The 25,339-nt window shown below is 51.2% G+C and carries 17 protein-coding genes; 3 read left to right on the forward strand and 14 right to left on the reverse strand.

All coding sequences use genetic code 11. From position 1 onward, the window contains the following. Nucleotides 1–6: 6 nt before the first annotated feature. The 4 genes from B9G79_RS10755 to rpmI all read right to left on the reverse strand — a co-directional run bounded on the left by B9G79_RS10755 (nucleotide 7) and on the right by rpmI (nucleotide 3,026). Nucleotides 7–1,323, reverse strand: coding sequence for a hydroxymethylglutaryl-CoA reductase, degradative (locus B9G79_RS10755; protein WP_088565506.1), 1,317 nt, complete (start codon nucleotides 1,321–1,323; stop codon nucleotides 7–9). Continuing rightward, nucleotides 1,320–2,363 carry a type 2 isopentenyl-diphosphate Delta-isomerase gene (gene fni / locus B9G79_RS10760; RefSeq protein WP_088565507.1) on the reverse strand — a complete coding sequence of 348 codons (1,044 nt, stop codon included), beginning with the start codon at nucleotides 2,361–2,363 and terminating at the stop codon, nucleotides 1,320–1,322. The genes B9G79_RS10755 and fni overlap by 4 nt, the downstream gene beginning before the upstream one ends. Nucleotides 2,364–2,412: 49 nt before the next feature. Then, nucleotides 2,413–2,760, reverse strand: a complete 348-nt coding sequence (rplT, locus tag B9G79_RS10765; protein WP_011164103.1) for a 50S ribosomal protein L20 — start codon at nucleotides 2,758–2,760, stop codon at nucleotides 2,413–2,415. A 74-nt stretch (nucleotides 2,761–2,834) separates the two neighbouring features. Next, nucleotides 2,835–3,026, reverse strand: a complete 192-nt coding sequence (gene rpmI, locus B9G79_RS10770; RefSeq protein WP_011164102.1) for a 50S ribosomal protein L35 — start codon at nucleotides 3,024–3,026, stop codon at nucleotides 2,835–2,837. A gap of 330 nt (nucleotides 3,027–3,356) precedes the next feature. On the opposite strand from rpmI, the gene B9G79_RS10775 reads away from it, so the two are divergent. Beyond that, the gene (locus B9G79_RS10775) at nucleotides 3,357–11,843 is read left to right on the forward strand and encodes an RCC1 domain-containing protein (RefSeq protein ID WP_088565508.1); all 8,487 of its coding nucleotides are present in this window, start codon (nucleotides 3,357–3,359) and stop codon (nucleotides 11,841–11,843) included. Between the two features lie 31 nt (nucleotides 11,844–11,874). Beyond that, nucleotides 11,875–12,897, forward strand: a complete 1,023-nt coding sequence (locus B9G79_RS10780) for an alpha/beta hydrolase (RefSeq protein ID WP_088565509.1) — start codon at nucleotides 11,875–11,877, stop codon at nucleotides 12,895–12,897. On the opposite strand, the gene dtd is transcribed toward B9G79_RS10780, so the two are convergent. The 4 genes from dtd to B9G79_RS10800 all read right to left on the reverse strand — a co-directional run bounded on the left by dtd (nucleotide 12,898) and on the right by B9G79_RS10800 (nucleotide 16,743). Further along, complete coding sequence (gene dtd, locus B9G79_RS10785) at nucleotides 12,898–13,335, reverse strand: D-aminoacyl-tRNA deacylase (RefSeq protein WP_088565510.1); 438 nt, start codon at nucleotides 13,333–13,335, stop codon at nucleotides 12,898–12,900. A 66-nt stretch (nucleotides 13,336–13,401) separates the two neighbouring features. Continuing rightward, complete coding sequence (gene infC, locus B9G79_RS10790) at nucleotides 13,402–13,998, reverse strand: translation initiation factor IF-3 (RefSeq protein WP_088565511.1); 597 nt, start codon at nucleotides 13,996–13,998, stop codon at nucleotides 13,402–13,404. 122 nt (nucleotides 13,999–14,120) lie between these two features. Then, nucleotides 14,121–16,085, reverse strand: coding sequence for a threonine--tRNA ligase (gene thrS, locus B9G79_RS10795; RefSeq protein WP_088565512.1), 1,965 nt, complete (start codon nucleotides 16,083–16,085; stop codon nucleotides 14,121–14,123). Nucleotides 16,086–16,215: 130 nt separating this feature from the next. Beyond that, entirely contained in the window at nucleotides 16,216–16,743 is a 528-nt protein-coding gene (locus tag B9G79_RS10800) for a PilZ domain-containing protein (protein ID WP_232468577.1), read from the reverse strand. A 345-nt stretch (nucleotides 16,744–17,088) separates the two neighbouring features. Between B9G79_RS10800 and B9G79_RS10805 the strand changes: the two genes are divergently transcribed. Then, complete coding sequence (locus tag B9G79_RS10805; RefSeq protein ID WP_088565514.1) at nucleotides 17,089–17,454, forward strand: hypothetical protein; 366 nt, start codon at nucleotides 17,089–17,091, stop codon at nucleotides 17,452–17,454. A 79-nt stretch (nucleotides 17,455–17,533) separates the two neighbouring features. On the opposite strand, the gene B9G79_RS10810 is transcribed toward B9G79_RS10805, so the two are convergent. The 6 genes from B9G79_RS10810 to B9G79_RS10835 form a co-directional block, all read right to left on the reverse strand. Further along, on the reverse strand, nucleotides 17,534–18,097 hold the full coding sequence (locus B9G79_RS10810) for a hypothetical protein (RefSeq protein WP_088565515.1): 564 nt from the start codon (nucleotides 18,095–18,097) through the stop codon (nucleotides 17,534–17,536). A 415-nt stretch (nucleotides 18,098–18,512) separates the two neighbouring features. Beyond that, a complete protein-coding gene (locus tag B9G79_RS10815) occupies nucleotides 18,513–19,715 on the reverse strand; it encodes a hypothetical protein (protein ID WP_011164091.1) in 1,203 nt (400 codons plus the stop codon). Between the two features lie 7 nt (nucleotides 19,716–19,722). Further along, nucleotides 19,723–20,304 (reverse strand): c-type cytochrome, encoded by a 582-nt coding sequence (locus tag B9G79_RS10820; protein ID WP_011164090.1) that lies wholly within the window; start codon nucleotides 20,302–20,304, stop codon nucleotides 19,723–19,725. 4 nt (nucleotides 20,305–20,308) lie between these two features. Beyond that, nucleotides 20,309–20,833, reverse strand: coding sequence for a DUF3341 domain-containing protein (locus tag B9G79_RS10825; protein ID WP_011164089.1), 525 nt, complete (start codon nucleotides 20,831–20,833; stop codon nucleotides 20,309–20,311). After that, nucleotides 20,833–22,194: an NrfD/PsrC family molybdoenzyme membrane anchor subunit gene (gene nrfD / locus B9G79_RS10830; protein ID WP_011164088.1), complete on the reverse strand. Its 1,362-nt coding sequence runs from the start codon at nucleotides 22,192–22,194 to the stop codon at nucleotides 20,833–20,835. The genes B9G79_RS10825 and nrfD overlap by 1 nt, the downstream gene beginning before the upstream one ends. Next, nucleotides 22,191–25,328, reverse strand: coding sequence for a TAT-variant-translocated molybdopterin oxidoreductase (locus tag B9G79_RS10835; RefSeq protein ID WP_051626273.1), 3,138 nt, complete (start codon nucleotides 25,326–25,328; stop codon nucleotides 22,191–22,193). Before B9G79_RS10835 ends, nrfD begins: the two co-directional genes overlap by 4 nt. Between the last annotated feature and the right edge of the window lie 11 nt (nucleotides 25,329–25,339).

Below are 25,339 nucleotides of genomic sequence, written 5' to 3' on the forward strand. Positions count from 1 at the left end.
CTGCTCCTAGGAATGATGTTGAGTCGTGGACGCCGGGGTTTTCTGAGCCGCACGAAGTTCTTTCAGAACGTCGATGGCATTGCTCAGGGAAATACGCTTGCGAATCGCCAGAATTTCTTCCAGTTTTTTCTGAACCAGAGGAATTTCTTTTTCCTCGGCCCCCGCACCCAGAGCCAGATTTTTGGTGTGAAGTTTCATATGACCTTCGATGATACCCACCGTGGTCAAAGCCTTCAAAGCACCCAGATTCTGCACCAGGCCCACGGCCGCGATGATACGCGACAATTCGTTGGCAGATTTAGTGTCCAGCATTTTCATGGAAAGCATCGCGGTCGGATGCAAAGTCGTCACACCACCCACGGTGCCCACAACCAGCGGCGCTTCAAACACGCCCACCAGGCTTTTACCTTCACGGTACCAGCGGGTGATGGAACGGTACTGACCATCACGGCAGGCGTAAGCATGAATGCCCGCTTCCACCGCGCGCCAGTCGTTACCAGTCGCAATCAAAATCGGATCAATGCCGTTCAGGACACCTTTGTTGTTGGTGGCTGCACGGTACGGATCCATTTGCGCGAACAAAGAGGCTTCTTCAATTTTTTCAGCCAATTCAGGATCAATGTCATCAATACGCACAACCGCGCGAGTGACTTTGGAATCCACCAGATTAGACAGAATGCACATGGTGACTTTTTCACCCGTGAACTGTTCAATCGGCTCTTTCAGGTATTCACACACCTGATTGACGATGTTAGCCCCCATGGCATCACAAGGATCCATCAGGATGTGAATCACCGCCATGTCAGATCCGTCACCACGAGGCACACGGCGCACGTGAAGATCACGCACCCCGCCTCCACGACGAACCAGACCAAAGGCCACTTCGCGATTGGCCGCTTCAATCAGATAGTTTTTCTGAGCCAGAATTTGTTTTTCAAAGTCCGCAAAGCTGCGGATTTTCGCCAACTGGATCTGACCGATGATTTCGTTCCCCACGACCTCTGTTGTGATAGAGCCGGATTCACGAATCCATTTGGCTGTTTTAGAGCAAGCCGCCACGATGGAGGTTTCTTCCACCGCCATAGGAACTACAAAGTCTTTGCCGTCCACGCGCATGTTGGTAACAACCCCCAGCGGAAGCTGGAAGTAACCAATCACGTTTTCAATAAACTTTTCACCCAAGGAAGTGTCTTTCAAACCGCCTTTGGCAAGGTAGTCCGCTTCGGCTTCGTTCAATGCACCGACTTCTTTAAGTGCTTTCAGACGCTCTTCACGAGACAGTTTGGAGAAACCTTTAAAGATATCCTGAAGTTGTTTTGTCATTGAATCACCTTCTTGCTTTGGAGGTCTTTCAGATTGCGGCAGCCCGTGCAGAACAGAGTGGTTTTTAGTTCCAGCTCCAAGCGGGTCAGCAAATTCTCAAGAGCCTCATCGCCCTGAAGAGCCGCTTCCAGGAAAGGTTTTGCAACCCCCACCTTTGAAGCTCCCAACGCCATAAGTTTACCAATTTCCAAACCATTTCTCACGCCGCCCGATGCCCAGAGCTGATACTCTACCCGGGCTTCGATGGCATTCAGCATGCTTTGCTTCGTGCTGATGCCCCAGTTGGCGAAAGTTTGGGCTACGTGATAAAGCATGTCGGATTCTTCCGAACGATAGCCTTCCACACGACCCCAGTGTGTCCCACCCTTACCGCTAACATCCACGCCGTAAATGCCGGTGCTGGAAAGACGCTTTAAAGTGTCCACGGAAAAACCGCAGCCCGTTTCCTTCACAATCACCGGCACACCGGCCAGTTTCACCAGATTTTCAATCGCGGAAAGACCGTTTTTGAAATCTGTCGTGCCTTCGGGCTGCAAAGCCTCTTGCAAAGGATTCAGGTGGACGAACAAAGCCACCGCTTCGGTGGAATCAATCAGTCGGCGGATTTTATCAATCGGCGACTTGATGAGCTGAGCGATTCCAATATTGCCAAGCAAGCGGGCTTTCGGCGCCTGTTTGCGCACGCGCGCCCATTCTTCGGCAGCATTGGAATCTTCCAGTTCACGACGTTGCGAACCAACCCCCATCAGAATCTGACGGCGGTCACTCAGACGCGCCAATGCCTCATTGATCTCGCGGCCCTTTTCGTGGCCCGCAGTCATTGAAGAGATAAAGATTGGAGATGAAAGTGGGATGGACTCCCCGGAAAAAAAGAAAGAGGTCGAAACATCGACCTCTTTAAAGTTCAGATCAGGCAAAGCCTCATGAATTAAAGTGATCGAGTCCAATCCGTTTTGTCCATCGGTCTGGGACCTTGGATCCAGCGCAATCCTGATATGATCGCGCTTTCTTTTTTCAAACTGACTATTGGACTCGTCCATGGGGCTAAGGCTCCTTTAACAGAGCTTTGCTGTACTTTTTAGCTTTGGCTTATGCCAAAGCGTGTTTGCAAAGTGCAGTGAATGCTGCTGCGTCGTTGATAGCAAGGTCAGCCAAGATTTTACGGTCAACTTGGATGCCAGCTTTAATCAAGCCACCGATCAAACGAGAGTATGTAGTCCCGTTCAAACGAGCTGCTGCATTGATACGCTGATTCCACAAAGTGCGGAAGTTACGTTTGTTAACTTTGCGATCGCGGTAAGCGAAAGCCATACCACGGTCATTTTTCTCTACCGCGTGGATGTACGCGCGAGAACCTGCGCTGTAGTAACCTTTTGCTCTTTTAAGAACTTTTTTGTGACGAGCACGATTTGTTTTACCAGATTTTACACGAGCCATTTTGAACCTCTATTACGCCTCTATTACGCCACGGACTTTGCCGGGCACCGAAAGACAATTTTTAAATTAAAAAACTAGAATACCAAGCAACGACGAACTTGAAGCATGTTCGCGTCTTCTACATATGATGTTTTACCTAGTTGTCTTTTCGTCTTAGAGCTCATGTGAGAGTTCAGGTGACGCATGCGAGTGCTTTTTTTCTTAACTTTACCGCTTGAAAGAACTTTCAAACGCTTCTTAGCGCCAGAGTGAGTGCGCATTTTCATATAGATACCTTCCACCGATAAGGCGTTCTTCCCGAAAGGGAGGACTCTTAACCATTGCCTTAGACAGTCGTAAATACGGACTCACTGTTTTAGGGTGAAAGGTGTGGGAAATCAAGCTTTTTGAGGACTTAGTGGTTTTGATGCTAATTGAGAGGTCCTCTCATATTTAAGAGCTCCCGAGAGCGGTCATTGCAGGATCTTAATTGCCCCCATAAAAGCCCCTGTTTCCGCGGAAAACCAGTGGAAAGGCTGGTGTTTCCAGCTGTTTATAGAACATTTTCCCCCAAACTGGGGATTTAGATCTGTTCATAGAAATCCGAAGAGGTTTCCATGAATTGTACGTTTCTTAACACCACCTATCTGATCCGCCGGGCGCAAAGGCTGCTTATTTGCTTTGGCCTGCTGATTTTGACCGGATGTTCACTGGAACTGCAAATCGCGGCTGAAGACTCCACCCCGACGACCCTGAAGTGGAACAGCGATTCCCTGGGACAGCAAGGCCTGCTGAAGGCCGAATGGAACCTTCCTGAAAAAGCCGACATCAAAGAACAGCAGGTTCTTTATTTCCGCGGTGATTCCTGCGCCACCCCGATCCTGCCAGTAGCCAACGTCGGCCCGGCTGAAACATCTCACCTGCCCACGTTCACCCCGGAAGACGGCGTCGAGTACACGTTCAAGGTCTTCGTCCTGTCCAAAGACGGCAGTGTGGCTTCTTCTTCGTGCTCTAACCCGATCACCTATTTTGGTGCGTTTTCCATCGAAAGTCTTTCCCAGTCCATCATCAATGAAAGCAACGTGACGGCCGCCCCGTTCAAGGGTACTTGCCTGCTGGGGTCTTCGATCGAGTTTACTGCCGCAGCAACACCTTTGCTGACCTTCACCTGCAGCGCGCGCCAGTGGACCCAGAATCTGGATTTCAGTTCTTTACCGACACTTTTCAGCGGTGACCTGATCGCCACCGTCACCGCCCCCGGGGCCGCCGCCAAGGAATACCGCCTGGCTATCACCAAAGATGTGGTGCCTCCGACAATCACCTTAAATGCTCTGGCGACGATCACTTCTGCCAATCAAGGTGCCTATTCTGTTAGTGGGACTTGTTCAGAGGCGACGCGAGTCGTTTCTGTGACTGCCGGATCTGTAAATGCCGAATTCACCTGCACGGGCGGAACTTTTTCCGGGTCACTAAACCTTGCTTCGCTGTCCGGCACATCCGTCGCTGTCTCTGCAACCCACACTGACGCGGTCGGAAACACACGCACAGCCACATCGACTGCGAACCGCGATGTCACAGCCCCTGTGGTGAATTCTCTGGCCCTGAATAACGGCGATGCGGCGACAAACTCGCTGAGTGCGACCTTGAACAGTTCTGTCACTGATGCCGCAGAGATGTATTTAAGCTCTGTGGCGACTTGTACCGGCGGAAGCTGGGTCGCTTACAATGCCGCAGCCCCTTGGACCCTGACCAACAGCAATGCCACGAACACCGTCTATGCAAAATTCCGCGACAGCGTGGGGAACGAATCCCCTTGTGTCAGTGATGATATTCTTCATGACAACGTGGTCCCGACCCTGGCGTTCACCCTTCCCGTTGCTGGCACCATCGTCAATTCTGCCAATGTGACTGCCTTCACCGTCAGTGGTACTTGTTCTGAAAACAACCGATCTGTGAATTTTTCCGGTCCTGGCGGATTCACCGGGACGACCATCTGTACGGGGTCGGCCTTTTCAGCCATCCTGGATTTGAGCGACCTGCCGCAAGGCACCTTCCAACTGACAGCGTCTTTGAATGATGCTGCGGGGAATTCCAATACGGCGAATTCTCCGACCTATAATAAAGACACCCAAGCTCCGACCGGAACTTTGAGCATTAATTCCGGAGCGGCTTCGACGAATGATCTTGCGGTTTCACTTGGACTGACCAGTGCAGATGCCGCAGACATGTATATCACCAACACCGCGGGCTGCACCACAGGTGGAGCGTGGGAAGCTTTTGCCACTGGCAAAGCGTGGACTCTGACCACGGCGGATGCCGTGAACACGGTGTATGTTAAATTCAGAGACGCCGCCGGAAACTCTTCCAGTTGCTATGACGACAGCATCACTCACAACAGCACGGTGCCGTCACTGTCACTGGCCTCTCCGGCCGATGGAAGTTACGTCAATCTTTCCAATGTGTCCGCTTTTGTGATTTCCGGAGCGTGTTCTGAAGACGGCCGTCCGGTGCAGATCTCTGTCACAGGCCAAGCTGCCACAACGGCCACATGCTCTGGCAGCTCTTGGACAAAAACTCTGGATCTGAGTGCAGCAGCCCAAGGCAATCTGACCTTCACCCTGGATCATTCACGCGCCAGTGGTGCGGTAGCGCCGACAGTCACAAAGGTCTTTGCCAAAGACACTGTTGTTCCGACTGTGAACAGCTTTGTTATTAACAACAATGATGCCTACACCACTAGCTTAAGCGCCAACTTAAGCAGCACGACCACGGACGGCGTACAGATGTATGTTACCAACACCGCGCTTTGTCTGAGTGGTGGCGCATGGGAAACTTTCAATGCCAGCAAAGCCTGGACACTGCCGACGGCCAACAACACCAATACGGTCTATTTCAAAGTTCGTGATGTTGCCGGAAATGAATCCGACTGCGCTTTTGATTCGATCATTCATGATTCCGTTTCCCCGACTGTCACCCTGACATCACCAGTGGCCGGAACATTCATCAATTCATTGAATCAGACGGCCTTTAATCTTTCCGGCGCTTGCTCTGAAAACGGTCAAGCTGTCAATTTGACCGTCACCGGTCACGCCGGGATCACTGGTACTGCGACCTGTACAACCGGTGCCTGGAGCAGTTCTTTGGATCTGAGCTCTTTGGCCGACACGGCTGGCACACCCTACACCGTGGTGGCTTCTCACAGTCGCGTCAGCGGAAACAATGCCACAGCGTCATCAACCTATCCGAAAGACTCCCAATCCCCGGGTGCCGCGACTATTACAGGCGCACCGACAGGAACCAACACCACAGGCACTCTGAATGTGACTGTCGGTGGTACGGACATCACGCACTATCGTTACTTTATTGTGGCTCCGGGTGGCACTGAGGTCTGCACAAACAGTGCGGCCTACACCGGAAGTGACATCGTCGTTGCGACTAAAATCACGGACTCTCTGGCAGCGCAAGGAGCTTACAAGCTTTGCGTTTTCGGCCGCGATTCTGCCGGCAACTGGTCCACAGCAAGCTCTCAGGCGACATGGACACGGGACTCGCAAGGTCCGGTGATTCTAACGGTGGATGCGACAACGGCGGATGGCACGTATGGCCCAGGCCAGTCCGTACAGGTTCGTGTGACGTTTGACGAAAATGTGACTGTCACCGGAACTCCGCAACTGACTCTTGAAACCGGCGCCACCGACCGTGTGGTCAACTATACAAGTGGCTCGGGCTCGGCTCAGCTATTGTTTAACTACACCATTCAAACCGGCGATGAAAATCCGGATCTGGATTACACCAGCACAACAGCCCTTGCTTTGAACGGCGGGACCATCCGGGATATTCTTAGCAACAATGCCACGCTGACACTTCCCGCCCCGGGAACTGCGAATTCTTTGGCTGGAACAAAGAATATCGTGGTGGAGGCTTATTCAAGCCCGCTGGCGAAAGCCATCTTGAGCAATACTCCGATGGGAGCTGATTCAAGCAATGTTCTTGATATCACCGTATCGGGTCTGGATGTTGTTGCCTACAAGTACAAACTGGGTTTATCTGGATCTGTCGACTGTTCAACGTCCACGGGCTATTCAGCTGAAATTCCTGCAGCGACGCACATCACTGATGATATCAGCGTGCATCCGAAGTATTCATTCCTGAAGATCTGTGTGCTGGGTAAAGACAGCGCCGGCAACTGGCAAAAAGCCTTTGCTGTGACTCAGGCGCAATGGCATTACGTTGAAAATCTGCCATCCTTCAATCTGTGCGGAACCGTCAAGTCCACGACTGCCCCCAAAGGCCGCCTGTATGATTCTGGCGGACCTACAGCAAATTATGGCGACAACGAAACCATTGCCAACTGTTACTTCTCGATCACGACGGGAGCCGCAATCTCTGCCACAGTCACTTATGACACTGAAAATAATATCTCTTACGACTTCCTGAGACTGCGTGAAACAGGTGCGGCAGGAACGGTGATTTTGGGACCGGTGGCAGGGACCGTTTACAACACAGCGGTCAATTCAACATCAGGCACTCTGTTCGCCGAATTTAAAAGTGATGGGTCTGTGACCGGGACCGGGGTTGCCCTGATTTGGGGTGGAGCTCCGAACCTGTCCCCGATCCTGACCATGACCAATGTCAGCAATGCCAACGTGAACACGGTTTACACGCGCACCTCTGCCGTCACGGGGCTGACCACAGCCACAGTCATCTCGGTTTCTGGCTATGATGCCGAAATCCGCAACATCACGACCTCTTCGGGATTCGCAAGCTCTATCGTGGCCAACCCCGGCGACGCCATCGAAGTCCGCATGACTTCACCGAATGCCACTGACCAATACCGCCTGGCCCATGTTCGTGCTGGCGATGCCAGTTACTACTGGATGATATCAACGCCCCTGCTGCCAACAACAGTCACCCACGTCACAGCGACAAACCCGGATGGCACTTATAAGCCGGGTGATAACATTGATATTCAGGTTGTCTTCACAAAACCAGTCACGGTTATAAGCCCGAACCCGGTGATGACGGTGGCTGCCGGTTCCGGTGTGACGGCGACTTATCTTAGCGGCAGTGGCACCACGGAACTGACGTTCCGTTACACCGTGGCCTATGAACACAGTGCTGCGGATCTGGACTATTCTTCAACAGCTTTGACCAACGCCACCTCGATCAAGGATGCCGGGGGTGCCAATGCCACGGCCACCCTTCCGGCCATTGGATCTGCAAACTCTTTAGCGGGCAGAAAAAACCTGGTTATCGAAGGTTACCCGTTCGTTGTGGCAACAGCCAGCAACGTGCCTGCTTCCAACAACAGCACAAATACCCTGGACGCTACGGTTGGCGGCACCAATGTTGTGTCTTATAGATATAAACTTGGAACATCTGCAACCACGGACTGTGCCGTCAGCACAGGTTATGGATCAGAAACTGCCATTTCAACCAACATCACCGCAGACCTTAGCGCCTTTGCAAATGAACGACTGAAGCTTTGTCTCCTGGGCAAACACACCAATGGAACCTGGCAGGCCAACTGGCACCCAACGGAATATCAATGGGACCGTTACAATGTACAAAACTTTTACTCAATGTGTTCGGCGACCGCCGCGACCGCAACGGATGGATTTATTTACGACTCCGGCGGCGCCAATGGCCAGTATCAGAACAACGAAAACTGCCAGTTTGAGATCAACACTGGGGCCCCAATCAACCTGACCTTCATAGCCTTCAACACCGAAGCCGCCTGGGACAAGGTCAGTGTTTACGACGGGACGACCGCCGGGACTCTGCTGCTGAATCAGGTCAGCGGAACCACAATCCCGGCAACCCAAACGGCCAACTCGGGAAAAATGACGATCAAGTTCACCAGCGACGGCAGTGCCGTGCGTGATGGCTGGGTTGCTTACTGGGGAAATCCGGGTCCGATCCTGTCAAGTCCACCCACTTTTGCAAAAATTCATAATGCCGCCTTGAACACTCGATACACGACATCGAACACCACCGTTGGCTCTCTTAACCAGACAGCTATTGCCACTGTCAGTGGATCCGATGCCCAGATTCGCAATATCACCACGGGAAGTTATTGGGGCAGCTCCGTTCCGGTTTCTACCGGACAGGTCATCCAGTTGCGCATGACGTCCCCTGCCGCCAATGCGCAGACAAACACCGCCACCGTCACCATCGGTAACGCAGTCAGCACTTGGGAGATCAGCACACCATATCCACCTCCGACTCCAAGTCTGGCCGGATACCCGGTCGGCACTTCCACGACTTCCACGTTGAATGTCACGGTGTCGGGCTTCCGCGTGTCACAATATAAAAAAGCAATCATCACTTCCGGCACCTGCGCTGCTGCCACCTACTCGGCTGCATACAACGTCTCAACAAACATTACAGACAATATCTCTGCTTTACCCAACGGTCCGGTGACTTTGTGTGTGCTGGGAGGCGATGCCACCGGAGCATTCCAGGCTGCGACTGATGCGGTGTCTGTCAGCTGGACCAAGGATTCTATTTCAACTGTCAACATCACCAGCGCAAGAATGAACCGTGTGCAGGAAGGATCAGGCTCAAGAACCATCAACATCAGCCTGTCCCCGGCGAAAAGCTATGATGTGACCGCCTACTATCGAATTACAGGTGATGCTGTGAATCCGGATCACCATGACCTGAGCTCTGGCTTTATCACGATCCCAGCGGGATCGACCTCCGCCACGATCTCCGTCAACTTCCCGGATAACAGCCTGGTCGAAGGTGAAAAATTGATGAGCCTGCATTTCACCCACACCGACACTTTGCTTGCAACCCTGGGTAATGACTATCAGACCCAGTTCTTTATTGCCGATGACGAAAAAGATCTTAAAGCTTCGCAGCTTTCCATGGCCCGGGGTCACCAGTGTGCGATCATGGAAGATTCTTCGCTGCGATGCTGGGGTACAAACATGTACCGCCAAATTGATGGCACGGTCAGTGACTTCAAGGCTTCTCCGTTCGTTATCACTATTGCAGGCGTGACGGGGTATAGAAGTATTTCTACAGGTGAATACCACACCTGCACCGTTACTCTGGACAACCGCCTATTCTGCTGGGGCGACAGCGCCGACGGTCAGGCCGGTGGCGGAGTGACCGGCTCGCAGCAAACACCACTGCACGTCGACAACACGACGACTTATCTTACGGTGTCTTCCGGCGACTATCATTCGTGCGCCATCACCACAGACAACAAGCTGAAATGCTGGGGCAAAAACGACTATGGCCAACTAGGCTTGAATGATACCACCAGACGCCTGTCGCCTACAGACGTCGACAACGCCAATTCCTACAAATTTGTCCATGCCGGATCCAGATCAACCTGCGCTATTCGCAGTGACGACAAACTGTTCTGCTGGGGATCCAACGTCAACTATCAACTGGGTGATGGCTCGGCCACATCTAAAAGCGTTCCTACCGCCATTGATGCCGCAGAATCCTACAAGTCTGTTTCGATTGGTTCAAAACACGCCTGTGGCATCACGCTGACGAACAATCTGAAGTGCTGGGGCACGAACAACTATGGTCAGGTTGGCGACAACGGTGTCACCACACGCTCCACTCCCGTTGCAGTCACCAGTGCTGAAACTTATAAAACTGTGGCCGTGAATGATGACGGGAATATCGCAACGGCACGCGGATTCACCTGTGCCATCACATCCAATGACGTCTTGCAATGCTGGGGTGTGAATTCACTGATCCAGCTTGGAAATGGCACCTCCAATATTCAATACGTTCCAGCGGCATCTGACGCCGGAACCGCTTATGCTGCCATTCAAGTTACTGGCGCCCGCGCTTGCGGCATCACCCTAGCCGGAGCCTTCAAATGCTGGGGCAATCTGCTGGGCGACAATTCGCCACAAAATGCTTACAGTTACGGAAGTGGTAACAACCGCCACATCTATGCAGAAAAAATGACCAAAGCTTTGGAATGGACCTTTGATACACTTTCGGTCTTTGGTGCTGATGCCATTGACGATCATTATTCAGGAACTTGCGGACTGTCTTCGAATAAACTTTATTGCTGGGGATCCATGCGATCGACAGAAGGGCCGTTTGGTGACGGCTCGCAAACAGATGCGCGCAGACCGGCCCCGGTGATGATTGATCCGGGCACAAACTACAGCTACATCCATTCCAAGCGCACGCATGATTTCTGCGCCATTACCAGCACAGGACAAATGAAGTGCTGGGGCATAAATAGTTCCGGAGAGCTCGGGGAAGCTGGCGCCATCGGGGCGACTGTTTATTCTCCGACAGTGGCCGATACCACCGACACTTACACGAAAGTGGTTTCCTATTACAACGCCACCTGCGGCATCACCACAACAGGCGTTCTGAAGTGTGCTGGATACAACAATAATGGCAGACTGGGGCTGGGAGATACGAATTCCCGAACCAGCTTCACGGTTGTTGACAGTGGCGTCAGCTACAGCGACATCGAACTGGGCATGTCCCACGCCTGCGGTCGCACAACTACGGGAGTTATTAAGTGCTGGGGCTCTAACTCCCATGGACAGATCGCAAAACCAAGTGGCACATCGTCCTCTTATCTTCCGGAAGAGGTGGATTCTGGCGTCACTTACACGAAGATTTCCACGGGCCCCTACAACAGTTGCGGCATCACTTCTGCCAACAAGCTTAAATGCTGGGGTTCTAACTTCAATGGCTTACTGGGGGATAGCACAAGCACAAACCGGTACACACCGACCGCGATTGATTCGACGGCCGATTATACAGATATTTCCATGGCCTCGGGACATACCTGCGGCATCACCGCAAGTAAGATCAAATGCTGGGGTAATGCCACGTTCTCGGGCCTGTACATGCCGCACTATACAGGAAGCCACAGTCTCTTCATGGTCCCACTGGCGGTGGATGGCGCCAACACGTACACCAAAGTGTGGGCCGCGAATTCATCCACGTGCGCCAAGGCCACCTCGGGCGAAGTACGCTGCGTGGGCCGGGCTTACGGAGGCAACTTTGGTTATGTCGATTCCGCCGTCCTGATGAACATCGGTGGCAGTATTACCAAATCGGTTCACCACCCGACCTTCATACACAAGTGGCAAGGGTATTGACCTGACCGGTGAACGTGGCAGAATTTCAGCCATGATAAACCATGAAGTTCTGCCCAACTATCGCTCTTATGAAACCCCGCAATTCAAGGTTGAGACTCTGAAAATCGAGTCCTCGGTTTTGAAATCAAACCCTCTGCAAGATTCCCCGACTCGTTTTAATCCCCTGCTGGTCCCGCATGGGACGGGTCCGTGGCCGGTGGTGGTGGTCCTGAGCGGTTTCACCAGCAACGCACCATTCAACTTTAATGGCAAATTCAATGAAAAGAATCCGGTGCAGGTTATCAATGAAGCCGCTGCCAAAGGCGAAGCCCCGCAGGCGCTTTATGTCTTTGTGGATGCGCTAAGCACCTGGGGCGGTTCGCAGTTCATCAATTCAAGTGCTGTGGGAAATTACGAAGACTATATCATGACTGAGCTGATCCCGGCGGTGAAGTCCCAGTTCCCGGTTTCTGAAAATCCTTCCCACTGGTGCGTGACCGGTGGTTCCAGCGGCGGATACGGCGCGCTTCATCTGGGGTCAAAATACTCTGAGGTGTTTGGTGTGATCGCAGCGATTGCGCCGGATTCATTCTTTGAAGCAAGTTTGCTGTCAGAGTTTTATCAAACGGCCCCTCTGTGGGAAAAGTATCAGTCCGGTCTGAAAGCGCTGGAAGAACTGCGCAACGGCAGACTTACTAAAATGCGCAACTGGCACACTCTATTAAATGCATTCGGGATGGCGGCTTGTTATGCGCCGAAGGGCGATCACGGCGACTTCCACTTCCCACTGGAAAAAGACGGCACCCGCAACGAAACCGTATGGGCCACGATCCTGGAAAAAGATCCGCTGCACTTTTTACCCCAGCGCCTGAACGCTTTGAAAAACACCGCGATCTATCTGGATGTGGGAAACAAAGACAACTTCCATTTGCAGTACGGCTGTCGCCAGATTTCCGGAATGTTTAAAAAGAACGGGATCAATCACGACTATGTGGAATTTGACGGCAACCACTTTGATATCGGTGAACGCCGGGTGGAAGTGTGGCGCTGGCTGTCCACCCAGTGGAGAACCTAATCAGACTTCCAGAATCAAAGTCACCGGGCCGTCATTCAAAAGACTGACCTTCATGTCGGCTCCGAACTGACCGCCTTGGGTTTTCACCCCTTGTGATTCGCTGAACGCCAGGGCTTTTTCATACAGGGCATTCGCGCGCTCGGGCGCTTCAGCACCGACAAAACTGGGACGATTGCCCTTGGAGGCATCCCCCAGCAAAGTGAACTGGGACACAATCAGATGCTCCCCGCCCACATCTTTTAACGACAGATTCATCTTGCCGGCTTCGTCCGGAAAAATTCGCAGTGCCAGAATTTTTGTCATCAGCTTCTGCAGCTGTTCGTCGGTGTCACCCTTGGCAACCCCCAACAACGTCAAATAGCCTTTGCCGATACTGGAGATGGTTTTTCCGTCGACCACGACCGAGGCATTTTGAACTCTTTGCACGACTGCTTTCATTTGCGACCTCCTAAAACAACAAAACCCACATTTTCATGTGGGTTTTGCATTTGCCGACGGTGGTTTTTATTCCTCGTCTTCGCCTTCAACTTCTTCAAGCTCAGCAAGTTCTTTAGTGTCCTGCTTGGACTTGTTCGGGTGAAGCTTCTGGTATTCCTTGATCTTAAGTGGGTCTGGACCCAGCATCAAGAACATGTTCTTACCTTCCATTTTCGGCTGAGATTCAACCAAAGCCAGATCATCAACGAAAGCGATACATTTCTTCATCACTTCCATACCCAGCTCTTGGTGGGCCATCTCACGACCCATGAAACGCAAAGACACTTTCACTTTGTCGCCTTCCAGAAGGAAGCGGCGGGCGTGATTCATCTTGGTTTCAAAGTCATGCTGGTCCGTACGAGGACGCATCTGGATTTCTTTGATCGTCACAACAGTCTGTTTTTTACGGGCTGCAGTGGCTTTTTTCTTATTCTCGTACTTCCACTTGCCGTAATCCATGATTTTACAAGTAGGAGGAGTTGCTGTTGGAGCAATCTCAAGAAGATCGAGGCCTCTATCTTCAGCAATACGTAACGCCTCAGGAACGGTCATCACACCCAGCATGTTACCTTCATCATCGATAACACGAATCTGTTGAGCGCGAATCTCGCGGTTGACTCTCAATGAGTCTTTAGAGTCTTTCTTGTTGCGATCGAAGCGACCGCCACCTCTAAAATTACCTTCAAACTTGCTAATGGCAAACCTCCGGGGTTTAGTTAAATCCTAGCGTCGCGTAAGTGCGACGTCTAGTTTGTCGTTGCAGACTTCGCAAGAGAGCTCTGCAAACTTCTTGTTTTAATATCAGTCGTAATCAAATTCATCACCTGATCCACAGTCAGACCTTTGTGTTCTGAACCGTCTCGCAGACGCAATGAAACCGTTCTGGATTCAGCCTCTTTATCCCCCACGATAATCATGTATGGGATTTTTTGCAGCTGAGACTCACGGATTTTATAATTCAACTTCTCGTTACGGCGGTCAAACTCAACGCGAACGTTATGTCCTTTCAAAGAGTTTTGTAACTCTTCACAGAACGTATTCACACGGTCCGTCACGTTCAGGATCGCCACTTGCACCGGCATCATCCATGGTGGCAGGTGACCTGCGGTGTGTTCCAGGTAAACGCCGATAAAGCGCTCCAAAGAACCCAGGATCGCACGGTGAAGCATTACTGGACGGTGTTCCTTGTTGTCCTCGCCCGTGTATTTCAGATCAAACGCCTGCGGAAGATTCGGATCCACTTGCAGTGTACCCAACTGCCAAGGACGATTCAACGCATCCACGAACATGATATCCAACTTTGGTCCATAGAAGGCCCCGTCGCCGGGATTCAGTTCAAATGGCAAATTCAGGGAATTCAGCGCTTCGGCCAAAGCACCCTCTGCCATATCCCAGTACTCTTCACTGCCCATACGGTTGTCCGGACGAGTGGAAAGGAAGATCTTGTAGTTGCTCATGCCCAGCTTGTCGTAAACACGATTCAGCAGGTTCATGAACTTGGCGATTTCTTCCTGCAACTGGTCCATACGGCAGAAGATGTGCGCGTCGTCCTGACAGAACGTACGAACACGGGTCAAACCGTGCATGGCACCGGATTTTTCATAACGGTGCAAACGACCAAAGTCCGCCATTTTGATTGGCAGATCACGGTAAGAATACTTCTCAGAGTTATAAAGCAAACAGTGAGAAGGACAGTTCATTGGTTTGGACGCAAAATCACGCTCATCCACCTTGGTGAAGAACATGTTTTCTTTGTAGTTCTGATAGTGCCCGGAAGTATGGAACAGGTTCACGTCAAAGATTTGCGGCGTGATCACTTCCTGATACCCGGTTTCGAAATACAGCTCACGCAGATAAGTCTGCAAAGAGTTATAAACCGTCGCGCCCTTGCCCGTGAAGAACGGAGAACCCGGAGCCAGTTCGTTGAAATAGAACATGCCCAGTTCTTTACCCAGTTTACGGTGATCGCGTTTTTTCGCTTCTTCGATGTTGTGAAGATACGTTTCCAGATCCTTCTTGTCGTTGAACGCAGTTGCGTACACGCGCTGAAGCTGGGCGTTTTTCTCGTCACCTCTCCAGTACGCACCCGCCACACTCAAAAGTTTGAACGCCTTGATTTGGCCGGTGGATTGGATATGAGGACCACGGCACAGGTCAAACCAGCTGGTGCCGTTGAAGTAGATACCCACAGTGGTCTCGCCCTTTTTAGCCAGGTCTTCGATCAACTCGACCTTAAAGCGCTCGTTCATACCCTTGAAGGTGTCGATCGCTTTTTGAATCGGCCAGTTTTCACGGTGGATGGGCAGATCCTTGGAAACGATGTCGGTCATTTTCTTTTCGATTTTCTCGAAATGCTCTTCAGTGAAAGCAAACGGAGAATCAAAGTCGTAATAGAAACCATTGTCGATCACCGGACCGATGGTCACTTTCACTTCAGGCCAGATGTCCTGAATTGCCTGCGCCATGATGTGCGCGCAAGAGTGACGAACAACCTCAACTGATTCAGGAGATTTTGTAGTGACCAGAGCCACCTTCGTTTGATCTTTCAAAACGGTGCGAAGATCAGAAATTTCAGTAGATCCGTTGATTTTTACACCCAGAGTTTCCTTGGCCAAGCGAGGGCCAATGGACGACGCCACTTCCAGCGCTGTCGGTTCATGGTCAAAAACCTTCGTAGAGTTATCCGGCAGAATGATTGTAATTTGTGACATTAGAATGCTTGCACTCCGGTTGTACCGGAGTCAGAAAGGGTCGTCGCAGAATGCGCCGTACTGGTTTGAAAATGTGATGAATAATTATGCATTTGCATCACATTAGTAGTAATCCCCCACCCTCAAGGGGTCAAGCACTCACCGCAAGAAATTGCACACCAATAATCTGTTCTCCTTCGGGCGAACAGGCGACCCAGCGGACCTGAGATTCCACAGACACCCAGACACCGTGCTGGTTCTTGTACATCAAACTAATGAAGTCCTTTTTCTGGACAGGTTCCTGCCCCAGGGAGATCTGCGCCCCGCCTTGGGAAAAGTCTACCATATGCCCTTCACGCAGGAACTGCACCCACGCCCCGGTCGGCGAACTTTCGGCCATCACGGACTTCTTTAACATCACCGGCGAACTGACGATCATGCGATCCTGCTTGCGGCTTTTTAAGCTCTCACCATTTAGGCGACGCGTCACAAGCTGTTCTATGCGTTCGCGTTCAGACTCCCTCAGGACAAGGATGTCCGGGCGATTCAGAATAAGTTGATGTACAGAGTTTTCAATATGTTGGGCGATAAAAATAAACGACGCCTTTACTTGTGAATGGCTCCAGCTAAGAAAGGCCTGAACAGCACGCAGACTGAGGTTTTCGGTGCGAATAATCACGTGAAGATCCCCTTTTGAAGATTGAAGTGTTTCCTTAAGTTCAGCCGCACTTCGCGACCGATACCAGCGCACACCCCGCAGTCTTTGCAGATACAGTGGCAGATGCTGGCTCGAACTGAGATAAATAAGGTCCTTAAAACGCTCATTGGGCATAAGGGACTTCATTGCAAAACGGAAGCCCGCGGATCAGCCCCGTCTATATTTGAGATCACCGTATAGCCCGTGGACAGTCGTATAGAATGCTTTAAACAACATTGTTAAATTACTGATTTACCTCAGCAAAAATACAAATGAACATCTTTGAATATTGCTCATAAAAACCCAACCCTTTTCAAGGAGAAGCACGTGAAATCGATCCTTATGGCAAGCGCCGCATTCCTGGCAATGACCTCTTTTGCAATCGCGGAAGAACCCAGCATGGCCGACAAAGCCGGTGCCCAAATGGAAAAAGCCGGCGAAGCCACCAAAGACGCCATGAACAAGGCCGGAGACAAAACCAAAGAGATGTATAAAGACGCCGAAGTCGGCACAAAAAAAGCCGCCCGCAAAGCCAAACGAACCGCGAAGAAAACCATGAACCGCGCCGAAGAAGCCGTATGCATGGATGGCGACATGAAGTGCGCGGCCAAGAAAGCCGGCAATCGTATGGAAGAAGGCAAAGACGCCACCGTCGACGCCGTGAAGGATGCTTCCGACACACTGAAGAAGTAATCCCCCGAAGTCCTGAAAAAGAAAACGACCGGCTTTCAAACCGGTCGTTTATTTTATTCAGATTAGGGAAGCCCGCGAACTATCGACATTGCTGAGCCACTTCCCGCAGCTCTGAAATCTCGTCGCACTCAAACCTCGACAGACGCGAACACACGTAATCAATACAGGACACATCCACCACACCCCGACAAAGCCCGGCAACTTCAAAGACCTCGACCTTTTCATCGCAGGCAAAACGCGACATGCGACTGCAAATGCTGGTCACACAAGGCCCACTGACATTGCGACAAGCCCGGGTGACTTCATACATGTCATCCTTGTCGTCACAATCAAAGCGACTAAGCTGCTTGCACACAGCCTCAACACACCGACCAGGAAATCCCCCACCCCCACCACTGTCCGGAGGACAATTCGGAGGCCGGTTCGGCGGCGGATTGCCAGGGTTGTTAGGAGAATCCGGCGGATACTGTTCCGGCGGTAAAGGCCGAGGCGGATTCCCCAGCACAGAGACCCACAGGTCTTTAGCAGCATAATACTGGTCCACTAGCTGCTGAGTTTTGTCGCCAGTTTTAGGCGAAGCCGCCAGCGAATCCACGGTCGTTAAGAGCAACAAGATCACAAGCACAGAGAGCAAGTTTCCCATACGTCCTCCACACAGCCCAAGCATCTGCCAACACAAATCAGAAACAACTAAAGACACCAAATAAGGCCAAAATACAGATCCAGCCCCCAACGATTGACACACCGTAGGTGTAAAAAATCACCAGGCACCTTCTCTCCCCCGCCCCCGAGCGGGCGCCTTTCACCAAAGGTGAAACAGCCAGAAGGTATTCGAGGCGGCAATGAAGCACCACGATGCTGGATAAGAGCACGAGGCTGGCGGAGTGGGGGCCTTGGCCCTCAAAACCGAGTTCCGCAGCACCTGAAAAAAACTGCCGTAGTAATCAGAAGAGTAAAAAGAATAAAAAAAGGGAGCCAAGATAGGCTCCCTTTGTGCGAGGACTGCCTGAGCGTTTTGAGGGCCAAGGCCCCCACTCCGTCAGCCGACCACGTGCTACTTAGTAAGCAACGTGGTGGTTCAGCGCTTCGTGCATTCTTGGGTCTTTCAACGGAACCAAAGAGTGCTTAGACCAGAAGGACATGATTGTCAGAAGGAACGCACCCGCGAAACCAGCGAAGATGCCGATTTCCCAGAATCCGAAGGTCACGTGACCGTCGAAGAAGTTCGGGTAAACCATCCAGTAGATGTCCACGTATTGCATTACCAATACCAAGACAGAGATCAACAACACGTTGTTGTCGTTGCGTTTCATTCCACGAGGCAAAAGTGCCAGGAACGGAACCACGAAACGGAAGATCAGAAGAGCCATGGAGATGCTCATCCAGCCGCCTTGAGCGCGCGCGATGTAGTACTCAGTTTCCTCAGGGATGTTAGCGTACCAGATCAACATGAACTGAGAGAACGCAATGTAAGCCCAGAAAATGGAGAAACCTTTAAGGTATTTCACCACGTCGTGCTGGTGCTCTTCAGTCACATAACCTTTAACCAAACCAGAGCGTCTCATCAAAACGATAACGATCGCCAGGAATGCCATGCCCGCCTGGAACATACCAGAGAAGCCATAGATACCAAAGATGGTGGAATACCAGGTTGGCAGCAAGGACATCAACAGATCCACGCAGAACAAAGAGAACATCAAAGCGTAGAACACGATGAAACCAACAGACGGAGCCACAGACTTCGTCGTCAAAGACTCGTCACCGGACTTGTCTTGTTTCAAAGAGTTGCCCACGATCACATGACGGAAGATCATGCAGCCGACCGCAAAGATGAACAGACGAATCACGAAGCCACCCATGTTCAGGTAGCCGGTTTTCGCCGCGATCACCGGATTTGCAGCCACCACCTCTGGGTTCGCCCAAGGGTAAAGGTGCTTGAAACCAACCAACAGAACCAAACCACCGATTAGAATCGCCGGAAGGAAGGACGTAGTTGCTTCAGCATAACGACGGATGGACACGGACCAGCCGGCTTTAGCCACGTTGTTGATTACGATCCAGAACAAACCACTCAAGGCCAGGCAAGAGAAGTAGAAATAGGACACCAGATAAGAAGTCCACAATCTGTCCTGATTTTTCATAAGACCGATCACGAAAGTCAAAAGACCGATCGCGATCAGGGCGAAGCTCAGCGTTTTCAATTTCGCTGGAGCTTCAAATTTCGATACATGCAGATTCACATGATGATTGCTTGCGCCCATTTACAACCTACTTAGCTTCTTGCTTCTCTAGGAAGCGGATATAGTTAACAACCTGCCAGCGGTACTGCTGAGGAATGTGGGAAGCATAAGGACCCATCACACCCTGACCCACTGTGATCACATGATAAAGGTGACCATCGGTCCAGCCTTTAACCTTGTCGCTCACAACTGCAGGCGGCTTCAAAGCCATTTTTGCAGAGATGGTGGACTTCGCAGCCTCACCGCCTTCACCTTTGTAACCATGACAAAGAGCACAGTTGGTCTCGTAGAATTTCTGACCTACGATCAAAGTCTCTTCGTCCATTTTACCAGCCAGTGGATTTTTCAGATTCTTGGAAGCTGCTTCCACGTCGGTAGCATACTGGTACGGTTCAAAACCAACCGGAGCTGTCCCTTCCGGAGGAACACGCATACCACGGTGATGAGGAGCATCCGCATCGTAGGACTGAGCCTTCACGGCCGGAGTCACCATCATATCCTGGATCAATTCCACATTCGGCTTGTTGCCACGAGGACCGCAGCTGGACAACGCCAGAACAGCCAATCCCGCTGCTGCAACACCCATTGAAATATTCACGATGTTTCTCATCTTACTAGTACTCCGTCTTCTTCACTTCAGTTGCGCCAAGCTCTTTGAACATAGATTCAATTTTAGCTTCGTCGTAACCGTTGTCATTGTGCGGGATAAAGATAGCGAACTTGTGGCAGCTTAGATCCGGATCGATCACCGGTGGATCCATGCGCGGAATACCGCAGGCATAGAACAAAGCCCCTACTGAAGAAAGCGCCGACAACAAAATCGTCAATTCGAACATGATAGGTACAAACGCAGGCAAGCTGAAGAACGGCTTACCACCCACGTTCACCGCCCAGTTCACAGCAGATGTCCAGTAAGTCAATGCAAGACCACCAGCCAAACCAGCCAGACCCATAGTGAATGCCACGTAAGGAATCCAGGAGCGTTTGATACCCGCTGCTTCTTCCATTCCGTGAATAGGATAAGCAGAGATCGCTTCAAACTTCGTGAAACCGGACTCACGCACTTTGCGGGTCGCTTTCAGAATTTGAGCCTCTTCCAACCAGATACCAGCAATACCTTTTGTATATTTAGCCGCCATTAGTGGTGCCCTCCTTTATCATCGTAACCCACATGCAATACGGGCTTCACTTCCGCGATAGAAACCGCAGGGAACAGACGCAAATACAACAAGAACAGCGTCAGGAACATACCGAAGGATCCAACCAGAACCCCGGTATCGAACCAAGACCAAGCATACATGCCCCAGGAAGAAGGCAGGAAGTCTCTGTGCAAAGAAGTCACAGTGATCACGAAACGCTCGAACCACATACCGATGTTCACCAGGATGGACACTACGAACATCACCGGTATGGAACGACGGAATCTGCGGAACCAGAACAACTGAGGGAAGATGGTATTACAAGACACCATGATCCAGTAAGACCAGCCGTAAGGACCGAACGCACGGTTGATGAACACGAAGCGCTCGTATTGGTTGCCAGAGTACCATGCAATGAAGAACTCAGACGCATAAGCGTAACCAACCAGCATACCTGTGGTCATGATGATCTTATTCATCACTTCCATATGATCCAAAGTGACGTAGTTCTTGAATTCAGGGAATCCAATACGAACCAAAGTCATCAGAGTCACAACCATCGCGAAACCGGAGAAGATCGCACCGGCAACGAAGTATGGAGGGAAGATCGTGGTGTGCCAACCTGGCAAGTTAGAAACCGCGAAGTCGAAGGATACGATCGTGTGAACGGACAAAACCAGCGGAGTGGAAAGACCTGCCAGAAGCAAGTAAACCATTTCGTAGTGAGACCAGTTCTTCGCAGTACCTCTCCAACCCAAAGACAACGCACCGTAAACGGTACGGCGAAGTTTGTTTTTCGCACGGTCTTTGATAGTTGCAAAGTCAGGAACCAAACCGATGTACCAGAACACCATGGAAACTGTCGCGTAAGTGGATACCGCGAAAACGTCCCAAAGAAGCGGAGAACGGAAGTTCACCCACAATGGACCACGTTGATTCGGGTACGGGAACAACCAGTAATCCAACCAAGGACGACCGGTGTGCAACAGCGGGAACAGACCCGCGGTCATAACCGCGAAGACGGTCATCGCCTCTGCGGTACGAGCTACGGAAGTTCTCCACTTTTGACGGAACAGGAACAGAACCGCGGAAATCAGAGTACCGGCGTGACCGATACCGATCCAGAATACGAATGTAACGATCATCGTACCCCAGAACACCGGGCTGTTCACACCCAGAAGACCGATACCCACACCCACCACGGATGCCAGGATACCGATATAGAACAGAAGCAACGTCTTCGCACCCAGGAACATCCCCACCCAACCTTTGGATGGGAAGCGTTCCACCGGAGCGCAGATGTCGTCAGTAACATCTTTCAAAGTTTTATTGCCAAGGACTAATGGGCTACGCTTCATCATGAGTGCTCACCTTGTTTTGCAGTACCGTGACCTTTTTGATCACCAGTTGATTCTTTATCATTGTTACGGATCTTGGAAAGATAGCGAACGGACGGAGCCGCATGCCACTCTTCAAGAAGTGCGTAACCACGTTCTTCAGTTTTGAAGATTTTGGCTACCGCACTGTTTGGATCGTTCAGGTCGCCGAATACGATACCGCCTGCAGGACATGCAGTCTGACACGCAACCTTAACATCCCCGTCTTTCAACTGACGTTTTTCATTGCGAGCCACTGTTTTGGCATCCTGGATTCTTTGAACGCAGAATGTACATTTCTCCATCACCCCGCGGGTACGAACACCCACAGAAGGATTCAGAGCCATGTGCATCGGCTTCTCGATCAGTTTCGCATAGTTGAACCAGTTGAAACGACGTACTTTGTACGGGCAGTTATTCGCGCAATAACGAGTACCAACGCAACGGTTGTAAACCATGTCGTTCAGACCCTCGTCAGAGTGAACCGTCGCCAGAACCGGACACACCGTTTCGCACGGAGCATTGTCACAGTGTTGGCACATCACCGGCTGGAAGACCGCTTCTGCGTTTTCCGGATTGCCGATGTAGTAACGGTCGATACGCAACCAGTGCATTTCACGACCTTCGATCACATAGCGCTTACCCACAACCGGGATGTTGTTCTCGGATTGACATGCAATCACGCAGGAAGAACAGCCTGTGCAGGAGTGAAGATCAACCGCCATGCCCCATTTGTGACCACTGTATTCGTGGCCGGACCAGATGGACCAAACGTGTGGGTGCGGGATGCCTGTGGATTTCTTTTTGTTGTAATCAGCCAATGTCGCTTCAACGGCGATCGTACGGCCTTCCATTGTGTGGTGACCTTGCGTGATCGCAAGTTCATACTTTTTGGAAGTTTTCTTGAAAGTCGCTGAAGAACCAGCGGCAACAGTTTTACCGTCTTTAGCAGTCACAAAGACAAAGGCGTTTTGACCGATGCCATTACCCACTTTACCAGCGCGCGTGCGACCGAAGCCGACAGCCACTGCCAAAACGTCATCATGCAGACCCGGCTGGATCAACACTGGAAGTTCCAGAGTTTTACCGCCCACAGTCAGTTCAACCACAGTCGCTTGTTTCAGGCCGTGCTTTTCAGCCGTCGCCAAAGAAACCATCACATAGTTGTCCCAAACTGCTTTGGTCACTGGATCTGGAAGCTCATGCAACCAGGAAACGTTCGCAAGCGATCCGTCACCGTGTTGAGAAGTGGAATAAAGAGCCAGCTCAAAGCCTTCTTTAACCGCTGCAGGTTTGATGGATGTGAATGCATCCACTTTGAAGGAACGAGAAGAAGAACCAGAGTTGATCTCCCCGACATAACCTTTTTGCAGAGCCGTCTGCCAGAAGTCCTCGAAGGACTGACCTTTTCCGTATTTAGGGAAGATGTCAGATTTCCAGAAGACGCGCAGGTAATCATAGAAGGTCTCGTAGTCACGAAGACGGGATGGACCCATGTTCGCAAGGTACGCCCAAGTCATCAATGACAACTGGAAGGAACGAGTGTCGTACATTGGACGGATGGACGGCTGGCAGATGCTGTAAACACCGGAAGCCAGTTCCATATCGCTCCAGGATTCCAACGCGTGGTTGTCCGGAGTGATGTAGTCAGCAAAGACGCCTGTTTCGTCGATACGGTCACCTGTGTAAACAACCAGGTCGACTTTTTTGATAGCCTCAGCAAAGCCCATGTCCGCGCCCAGAACGAAGCCTGGATTCACACGGTGGATGATCAAAGTTTTCACTTTGCCATCTTTCATGTCTTTGATCAAAGCAGCCATATCCGCCTGAGAAGCTTTGTCACCTTTGTTTCCACCGTTGTGGTCAACTGTCTTGCCGTCGTTACCCAGGATGGAGTTCAGGAAGTTCACTGCCACCTGAAGTTCTTTGGATTTTTCAGTCAGAGTGGTGATACCACCTGCAACCACCAGGGAAGTGCCCTGATTAGCCCAAAGATCTGCCGCCACTTTCGCGAACAAAGCAGGTTCCACATTCAGTTTTTTAGCTACGTCAGCAAACGGAGCCAAAGCCGCTTTCACCGCGCTGTTGCCAGCGTGAGAGGAAGCACCTTTCTTCACGATGATTTCGTGAAGAAGACCCATCACAACATCCAGTTGCTGGGAAGGCTTGATTTTCATGCGGATGTCCGCATTGGCGCCAGTCAAAGAGTAATTAGAATCGAAGGACACCAAACGGTTCATGTTTTTGATGTCTTTACGGCCTTCAACGAACTGATTCGTGAACGCTGTAGGAGAAATCCATGTACCCAGGAAGTCAGCGTCGATGGAAACGATCATTTTCGCTTTATCGAAGCGGAACGCCGGAACCACGTCGTCGCCGTAAGAGGCTTTTTGACCTTCACGAACGTCGTCATTGGAAAGAGCTTCCCAAACCACGTGTTTGGCTTTGAAACCTTGAGCGAAATCACCGATCACCGCGCGGGTTGCCGGAGAAGCCACGTTGCCGGAAAGGATGACAACGTCACCTTTTTTCAGCTGCTCGGCAACTTTTTTATCCAGGTCTTCCCACTTAACGTCGATAACCTGACTGTTGGATTTCTTTTCGTTGAACAGGTTGCGCTGAGGACCTTTCAGTCTTTCAGGATCATACATGGACAACAAAGAAGCCTGGGAACGGATGCTCAAACCGCTGATGCTGAATGGATGACCAGGGTTTGCTTCAATTTTAATAGGACGGCCTTCGCGTGTTTTAACCAAAACACCCAAAGCGTCAGAACCATCGAAGTAAGCAGAGGTATAGTAGTTCGCCATACCCAGAGTCACTTCTTCTGGTTGTTTATTGTAAGGAACGATTTTCTGAACCGGACGACGGATGCAACCTGCAGAAGCCATCGCAAGGGATGCACCCATCAGCTTCAGGAATTCACGGCGTGCCCAGCCGCCTTCATCGTCGCTCTCACGCAGTGGAGAGGACTGGAATTCAGTGGAAGCAATTTTGTTGAACTCTGGATCGTTGCTCCATTGTTCAAGACTGTTCCAGTATTTTGTGTCGCGCTCCACTTTCGGGCGAAGCGCTTTTTTCATTTCTAAATCGTGATCGTGATCATGATGTTCAGACATTTTACCAAACC

This window comes from Bdellovibrio bacteriovorus (genome assembly GCF_002208115.1).
Taxonomy (GTDB): Bacteria; Bdellovibrionota; Bdellovibrionia; order Bdellovibrionales; family Bdellovibrionaceae; genus Bdellovibrio; species Bdellovibrio bacteriovorus_C.

Bases quoted from the DNA above. Each gene is read 5' to 3' on its own strand.
- B9G79_RS10755 (WP_088565506.1), bottom strand. From the start codon at position 1,323: ATGACAAAACAACTTCAGGATATCTTTAAAGGTTTCTCCAAACTGTCT.
- fni (WP_088565507.1), bottom strand. From the start codon at position 2,363: ATGGACGAGTCCAATAGTCAGTTTGAAAAAAGAAAGCGCGATCATATC.
- rplT (WP_011164103.1), bottom strand. From the start codon at position 2,760: ATGGCTCGTGTAAAATCTGGTAAAACAAATCGTGCTCGTCACAAAAAA.
- rpmI (WP_011164102.1), bottom strand. From the start codon at position 3,026: ATGAAAATGCGCACTCACTCTGGCGCTAAGAAGCGTTTGAAAGTTCTT.
- B9G79_RS10775 (WP_088565508.1), top strand. From the start codon at position 3,357: ATGAATTGTACGTTTCTTAACACCACCTATCTGATCCGCCGGGCGCAA.
- B9G79_RS10780 (WP_088565509.1), top strand. From the start codon at position 11,875: ATGATAAACCATGAAGTTCTGCCCAACTATCGCTCTTATGAAACCCCG.
- dtd (WP_088565510.1), bottom strand. From the start codon at position 13,335: ATGAAAGCAGTCGTGCAAAGAGTTCAAAATGCCTCGGTCGTGGTCGAC.
- thrS (WP_088565512.1), bottom strand. From the start codon at position 16,085: ATGTCACAAATTACAATCATTCTGCCGGATAACTCTACGAAGGTTTTT.
- B9G79_RS10810 (WP_088565515.1), bottom strand. From the start codon at position 18,097: ATGGGAAACTTGCTCTCTGTGCTTGTGATCTTGTTGCTCTTAACGACC.
- B9G79_RS10815 (WP_011164091.1), bottom strand. From the start codon at position 19,715: ATGGGCGCAAGCAATCATCATGTGAATCTGCATGTATCGAAATTTGAA.
- B9G79_RS10820 (WP_011164090.1), bottom strand. From the start codon at position 20,304: ATGAGAAACATCGTGAATATTTCAATGGGTGTTGCAGCAGCGGGATTG.
- B9G79_RS10825 (WP_011164089.1), bottom strand. From the start codon at position 20,833: ATGGCGGCTAAATATACAAAAGGTATTGCTGGTATCTGGTTGGAAGAG.
- nrfD (WP_011164088.1), bottom strand. From the start codon at position 22,194: ATGATGAAGCGTAGCCCATTAGTCCTTGGCAATAAAACTTTGAAAGAT.
- B9G79_RS10835 (WP_051626273.1), bottom strand. From the start codon at position 25,328: ATGTCTGAACATCATGATCACGATCACGATTTAGAAATGAAAAAAGCG.